This is a genomic window from Methyloceanibacter sp., from assembly GCF_035650995.1.
Lineage (GTDB): Bacteria > Pseudomonadota > Alphaproteobacteria > Rhizobiales > Methyloligellaceae > Methyloceanibacter.
The window spans coordinates 1-5,652 of record NZ_DASRGO010000019.1; the positions used below are offsets into that span (position 1 = coordinate 1).

General features: G+C 65.4%; 4 protein-coding genes. All 4 read left to right on the forward strand.

All coding sequences use genetic code 11. The features are described 5' to 3' along the window. Window positions 1-686 precede the first annotated feature (686 nt). Complete coding sequence (locus tag VFB18_RS01250; RefSeq protein ID WP_324970461.1) at window positions 687-2,753, forward strand: protein-L-isoaspartate(D-aspartate) O-methyltransferase; 2,067 nt, start codon at window positions 687-689, stop codon at window positions 2,751-2,753. Window positions 2,754-2,845: 92 nt separating this feature from the next. Continuing rightward, window positions 2,846-3,676: a DUF4344 domain-containing metallopeptidase gene (locus tag VFB18_RS01255; RefSeq protein WP_324970462.1), complete on the forward strand. Its 831-nt coding sequence runs from the start codon at window positions 2,846-2,848 to the stop codon at window positions 3,674-3,676. A gap of 242 nt (window positions 3,677-3,918) precedes the next feature. After that, window positions 3,919-4,734, forward strand: coding sequence for a DUF4344 domain-containing metallopeptidase (locus VFB18_RS01260; RefSeq protein ID WP_324970464.1), 816 nt, complete (start codon window positions 3,919-3,921; stop codon window positions 4,732-4,734). A 147-nt stretch (window positions 4,735-4,881) separates the two neighbouring features. After that, the coding region (locus VFB18_RS01265) for an HlyD family secretion protein (RefSeq protein ID WP_324970463.1) at window positions 4,882-5,652 on the forward strand (771 nt) is incomplete at its 3' end.

The window sequence follows — 5,652 nt, forward strand, 5'->3', positions numbered from 1 at the left end:
TTCATGCACGCGGCATTGAGCACTCGGGCGGCACCGGAGCTCCCCCCGGACCCAATAAGAGGTCCTGCCAGGAGCTGGCTGAGAGTCCCCGACGTGATCGGGGATGAAGCGGGGCCCGCAGCCGGAAGACGCCGCAAATGACATGCGCTTCGGCGTGCGCGGAAGCTTGCGTTAGGCGCTCAAGGAGCGCGAAGCGCGGGTCGCGCACGAAAAGACGCGCATGTGGCGCGCCGAGAGGCGCCCGCCGTGTCTCCCGAAAGGAGGCGCGGACACCATAGGTTTGCGCTTTTCGGCGCGCCATCCCCCTCCGGGGGACTCGCTCTTTGACATGACCTCGCGCGGACGCGCGGCGAGGCGCTGAATCCTGCCCGAACGCTCCTGCTTTGCCGAGCCGCTCTTTGTCTTGCTTTAGCGGTTCAACGGGCTCCCCGCTCTCCCCTTGGGGGAGAGCACACGCAATTTCGATGCGCTATCGCTTCGCTATTTGAGCGCAATGCGCGCGCGGTGAGGGGTAAGCCGCGAAGCGGCGTCGAAAACAAAGACTCTTTCCACCGAACCCGTCTCCCTCTTTAAGTTGGAACCCCCTCCCGAGCCCTCCCCCGCAAGGGGTCGGGTTCCCCCCCGACGCCATAAGGCCTGATTCAAATCAAGGCGAACCGGCCCGCGGCGCGCGTAGTTTTGCCGTCATGGGAGCCCCGAAAGCAAAGCCGCCACATCGGCCCGACCGCCACGCGCGCGACCGCGCCTTCATGGTGGCGCGGCATCTCGAGGCGCGCGGCATCGTCGATCCGCTCGTGCTCAAGGCGATGGGAGAGGTGCCGCGCGAGGCGTTCGTCGCCGAGGCGCTGAAGGAGTTCGCCTACGAGGACTCGGCGCTTCCGATCGAAGCCGGGCAGACCATCTCCCAGCCCTATATCGTTGCGCGCATGATCGAGCTCGCCGAGCTCAAGCCGGGCGATACGGTGCTCGAAGTCGGCGCAGGCTCCGGCTACGCCGCTTCGGTGATGAGCCGCATCGCGGGGCGCGTCTACGCCATCGAGCGCCACGAGGAGCTCGCCGAGCTCGCCAAGGCGCGGCTCGAAGATCTCCGCTACGACAATGCCGAGATCGTGTGCGCCGACGGCACCAAGGGATTGCCGGAGCACGCGCCGTTTGACGCCATCGTCGTATCGGCCGGAGGCCCGCGCGTGCCGGCGGCGCTCAAGAGCCAGCTTGCGATCGGAGGCAGGCTCGTCATCCCCGTCGGCCGCGGCGTTCACCAGAACCTGCTCCGCGTGACGCGCCGCAGCGAGGCCGACTTCCTCGAGGAGGATTTCGGACCGGTCACCTTCGTGCCCTTGATCGGAGAGGAAGGCTGGGCCGAGCCCGGCGCCGCCAAGAAAGAGACCAAGATCGACGCCGAAACTTCAGGCTTCGCCGGCGGCCTCCTGATCCCCTCGCAGCGGGCGACCGCGATCCGCACCACGCTCGGCCGGCTCATCGCCGACGCCGCCGAGCCGTTCGGCGATCTCGACGAGCTGGCGCGCCTCGCCGAGCGTTTCGCCAAATGCCGCGTCGTGCTGCTCGGCGAGGCGACGCACGGCACGGCCGAGTTCTACGACGCGCGCGCCGCGATCACGGCGAAGCTCGTCGAGGATCACGGCTTCAACATCGTCGCGGTGGAGGCCGACTGGCCCGACGCCAAGGTGTACGACGCCTATGCGCGCGCGCTGCCGCGGCCGAAAGTGCCGAAAGCCGCCTTCAACCGCTTCCCCACCTGGATGTGGCGGAATGCCGAGGTTGGCGCCTTCCTGCGCAGGCTGAAAGCCATCAACGAGGCGCGCGATCCGGACGAGCGTTGCTCTTTCCACGGCCTCGACGTGTACAGCTTGAGCGCCTCGATCGAAGCCGTGCTCGCCTATCTCGACACGGTCGATCCCGAGGCGGCGCGGGTGGCGCGCGAGCGCTACGGCTGCCTCGCGCCATGGCGCGCCGAGCCCGCCCGCTACGGACGCATGGCGCTTTCCCGCGGCTACGCGATGTGCGAGAAGCCGGTCACCGACGCGCTCGTCGATCTCCTGCTCAAGCGCATCGACTATCTCATGCGCGACGGAGACGCCTTCTTCGACGCCGAGCAGAATGCGCGCATCGTGGCCGCGGCCGAGCAGTACTATCGCGTGATGTATTACGGCGACGCCGAGTCGTGGAACCTGCGCGACCAGCATATGTTCGACACGCTCGAGCGGCTCATCGCCCATCGCGGGCCCGAGGCCAAGGCGATCGTGTGGGCGCACAACTCGCATGTCGGCAACGCCGAGTTCACCGAGATGGGCCAGGTCAGGGGCGAGCACAATATCGGGCAGCTCGCGCGCCGGAAATTCGGCGAGGACGCCGCGCTGATCGGGTTCGGCACCGACCGAGGAACGGTTGCTGCCGCCTCGGATTGGAACGGGCCGATGGAGATCAAGCGCGTCCGCCCGGCGCGCGAGGATTCCTACGAGGGGCGGTCGCGCGATGCCGACATCCCAGCCTTCTTCCTTGAGACCGGGCCGGGCCAGAAGGAGCATGTCCGCGCCGAGCTTGCCGAGCCCCTGCTCGAGCGCGCGATCGGGGTGATCTACCGGCCCGAGACCGAGCTGCTCTCCCATTACTTCCAGGCCGAGCTGTCGAACCAGTTCGACGCCTGGATCTGGTTCGAGGAGACGCGCGCGGTCTCGGCGCATAGGGACGCCCATCCGCACGGGCCCGACGAGACCTATCCTTTCGGTCTCTAGGTCCTTCTCCGGCAACGGCTTTTTCGGTGCGATATTCGCGTCGCGCGACTTCGGCTATGCTGCGGCGCCCTAAGCCCCAGGGGGGTCCGCCGATGAAGCTTCCGACTTGCGCCGCAGCGCTTGCCCTCGCCGTCCTGCTCGCGACTGGCGGGGCAAGAGACGTTCGCGCCGACTCTCAGGTCGAAATCGCCTATGAGGAGCCGGCAAGCGCCGAACTCCGCCCCATCTACGAAGAGCTGAAGTCGCTCGGCATGTTGCAGCAGCTCCAGCTTCTCATGGAGCCGCTCCGCCTGCCAAAGCCGCTCCTGGTGCGCACGGCGGAATGCGGGCCAAACCCCGAGCCCTACGCTCCGGGGGGTCCCGTCACCATCTGCTATGAGGTGCTCGATCAGGTCGCCAAGCTCGTGAAGCAGCACTCGCACGACCCCGCCTATCAGCAGACATTGATCAACGGCGCCTTTATCCAGACCGCGCTGCACAACGTCGCTCTCGGCATCTTCGATGTGCTCGGCGTTCCCGTGTGGGGGCGCGAGTTCGATGCCGCCGACCGGCTTGCCGCGCTGATCATGACCCAGTTCGGCGAGGACGTGATGGCCGCGACCGTCGAGACCACGACGCAGATCTTCCAGTGGTCGAACCGGACATGGACCGGGCGCGATTTCGCCAGCACGGCGTCGCCCGAGGCGCAGCGCTTCTACAATTATCTCTGCATCGCCTACGCCGCCTCGCCCTACGACTACGACTATCTCGTGCGCGGCGGGACGTTGCCGAAAGAGCGCGCGGAGCAGTGCGAGAGCGAATATCAGCAGATCAAGAAGGCGTTCGATTTGCGGATCATGCCTTTCGTCGACCCCGACCTTCTGGTTAAGGCAAGAGCGCGGCGCTGGTCGATCTCGCCTTCAAACCCGGGCAACAGCGGTTAGCAGGCAACGCACTCCGGACGTCAGGTTGTTTCTTCTCAGCAGGTGCCCGATGACATCGATCCTCAAGGCCTCCCTCCTTTCGGCCGCCTTGTGTCTGCTACTGTTCGCGGCCGTTCCGGCAGCGGCACAGGTCGCCCGAGTTCGCCAACGGCAAAGTCGTCGTCGTCGAGCAGGAGGCCGGCGACCACGGTTATTGGACGACGACTTACAACACGTTCGATCCCGACAACAAACGCAAGCCGATCGCCGAGGAGCGCAAGCAGATCAGGCAGCAGATGATGGAACGGCGCGTGCTCGAGGAATACGCCGAGTTCCTGTCGCCGTTGCGCCTGCCGCATACGCTCAAGCTGTTCGCGAGCGATTGCGCGGGCAAGGACTGGGACAGCCCGTATTACAACCCCGGAATTCACGCCATCAACATGTGCTACTCGTTTTTCGCCGCGAGCAACAAAGATGCCGACTACCTGCTCGACCTGCAGGCAAAAGGCAAATTGTGGACGCCGGTCTCGCGCGAGCAGTATGTCGCCGGTCTGTTCACCTCGGTGCTCATGCACGAGACGGGACACGCTTTGTTCGACCAGCTCGACATCCCGGTGTTTGGCCGCGAGGAGGATGGCGCCGACGAGGTCGCGGCCTTCCTCGCGCTGCAATTCGGCAAGGAGACGGCGCGCACCATCATCAAGGGCTTCGCCTATACCTGGGCGCTCTCGAGCGACCCGCGCACGCAAGGAATGGACATCACCGATCCGAAATATCCGACCGACCCCGACGAGCAATGTTGGGTCGATCCGTTCTGCGCCTTCTCCGACGAGCACGGGACCGCGAGCCAGCGTCTCTACAACACGCTGTGCATCGCCTATGGCGGCGACCCTGCCACGTTCCAGGACTTCGTCGATTCAGGTTGGCTGCCGCCGGAGCGCGCCAAGAATTGCGCCAGGGAGTATCAGCAGGTCAAATTGGCCTTCGAAAAGACGATCCTGCCGTTCATCGATCAGGAGCAGATGGCGAAGGTGCGCGCGCGGCAATGGTTTGCCCCGGCGGAACTGCAGGAGAAGTAGGCCGCGGCCTGTCGAGGGCAAAACCGCGCGACGAACGAGCCCCTCCCGCTTCGTCCTAGGGCGTTAAAATCCTTGCCGTTTTGTAACGATTCCCGCGCCCTCCGGCGTGCTAAACCGGATAGCATGGAGGGAGAGCGGACTTAAGCAATGGCGACGCGCCTATTGACCTTGCTCGTTGTCGCGGGGCTTCTCGCCGGAGCGGGCTACTATTATTGGCAGCAGCACGCCGAGGGGAAGCTCGACATCGAAACGGCGGTTGCTAAGCGCGCGGACGTGCGCCGAGTGGTCTCGACGTCCGGCGCGGTGAGCGCGCTCGTCACCGTCGACATCGGGTCGCAGCTTTCCGGCAATATCAGCGAAGTCAACGTCGATTTCACCTCGGAAGTGAAGAAGGACCAGGTGCTCGCCAGGATCGAGCCCTCGACCTTCGAGACCAAGGTGCGCCAAAGCGAAGCGGCGCTTGCCGTGGCCAAGTCCAACGTGGCGCTGCAGGAGGCCGCAGTCGAGCGGGCCGAGGCCAACCTGCACAAGGCCGAACTCGATTTGCACCGGGCGCAAGAGCTGGTGGCGAGAGGCGCAGGCGCGCAAGCCACGCTCGACACGGCCATCGCAGCCGAGCTCAGCGGCAAGGCGGATCTCGACAGCGCCAAGGCGCAGCTCGAGAATGCCAATGCCAATGTGGCGCTCAACGAGGCGACGCTGGAAGGTGCCCGTATCGACCTCGAGCGGACCTATATCCGCTCGCCCATCGACGGCGTCGTCGTGGACCGCATCGTGCAGGTCGGGCAGACCGTGGCGGCGAGCCTTCAGGCACCGAAGCTGTTCACCATTGCCCAGGACCTCAACCATGTGCAGATCCAAGCGCAGGTTGACGAGGCCGATATCGGGCAGATCGCTAGCAACAACGACGTGAATTTT